This window comes from Ruegeria sp. AD2(2025) (assembly GCF_056542385.1).
In genome coordinates this window covers 1-1,220 of record NZ_JBQFZS010000039.1, presented here as the reverse complement: position 1 = coordinate 1,220, position 1,220 = coordinate 1, and the positions used below count along the sequence as shown (strand labels likewise).

The window sequence follows — 1,220 nt, the reverse complement described above, 5'->3', positions numbered from 1 at the left end:
CGCTGAGCCTCCCCAACTGAACTGGTCCACCGTTATGTTTAGGAAACGGAGGACCACGAATGGCAAACAAGAGACCAAAGCCCGAAGAAATTGTCTCGAAGTTACGGCAGGTTGAAGTTCTGATGGGGCAAGGCATGTCCCGTCTTGATACGATCAGGCAGATCGGCGTTGTTGAACAAACCTATTACCGCTGGAGAAAGAAGTACGGTGGAATGGGTGTAGATCAGTTGAAAGAACTGAAGCGACTTCAGAAAGAGAACGAACGGCTGAGGCGCGCGGTTTCTGATCTGACGTTGGACAAATTAATCCTGACGGAAGCCACAAAGGGAAACTACTGATCCCCGCTCGTCGTCGTGCCTGCATCGATCATGTCCGCAGCCAGCTCAAAGTATCTGAGCGACGCGCCTGCCGCGTGCTTAGACAACACCGGTCTACGCAACGGCGCGTCCCACAAGGTCGCGCAGACGAAGACCGGCTGGTGGCCGACATGATCGAGCTGACCCGTCAATATGGCCGATATGGTTATCGCAGGGTCGCTGCGCTGCTGAGAGAGGCTGGATGGTTCGTCAGTGATGGGCGGGTTGAACGGCTCTGGCGGCGAGAGGGGCTGAAAGTGCCAGTGAAACAACCGAAGAAAGGACGGCTCTGGCTAAACGATGGGTCGTGAGTTCGGCTGCGGCCGGAGTATCGCAACCACGTGTGGTCCTATGACTTCGTCCATTGCCGAACCGATGATGGCAAAGCTTTCAGGACGCTGAACATCCTTGATGAGTACAGTCGGGAATGTTTGGCTATCAGGGGCGAGCGGAAGCTGAACTCGACCGATGTAATCGATGTCCTGACAGACCTATTCTTACTTCGCGGCGCGCCGAGTTTCATACGTTCAGACAATGGGCCGGAATTTGTCGCCCAGGCTGTCCGAGACTGGATTGCTGCCGTCGGTGCCAAGACGGCTTACATCGAATCCGGCAGCCCATGGGAGAACGAATATTGTGAAAGCTTCAATGGCCGGTTCAGGGACGAGCTACTCAACGGCGAAATCTTCTACAGCCTACGCAAAGCACAAATCCTGATCGAACAATGGAGAAAAAGCTACAACACAAAACGACCCCACAGTGCTCTGGGCTATCGCCCGCCAGCACCCGAAACCATCATCCCGATGGATCACAGGCCGATGATGCACTAACAATCAATTTGGACCAGTCAGATGAGGCTGCTCA

General features: G+C 54.5%; 1 pseudogene. It reads left to right on the top strand.

The features are described from left to right. Positions 1-59 precede the first annotated feature (59 nt). Positions 60-1,186 (top strand): annotated as a pseudogene (locus tag ACR1XV_RS21420) (IS3 family transposase). Positions 1,187-1,220 lie beyond the last annotated feature (34 nt).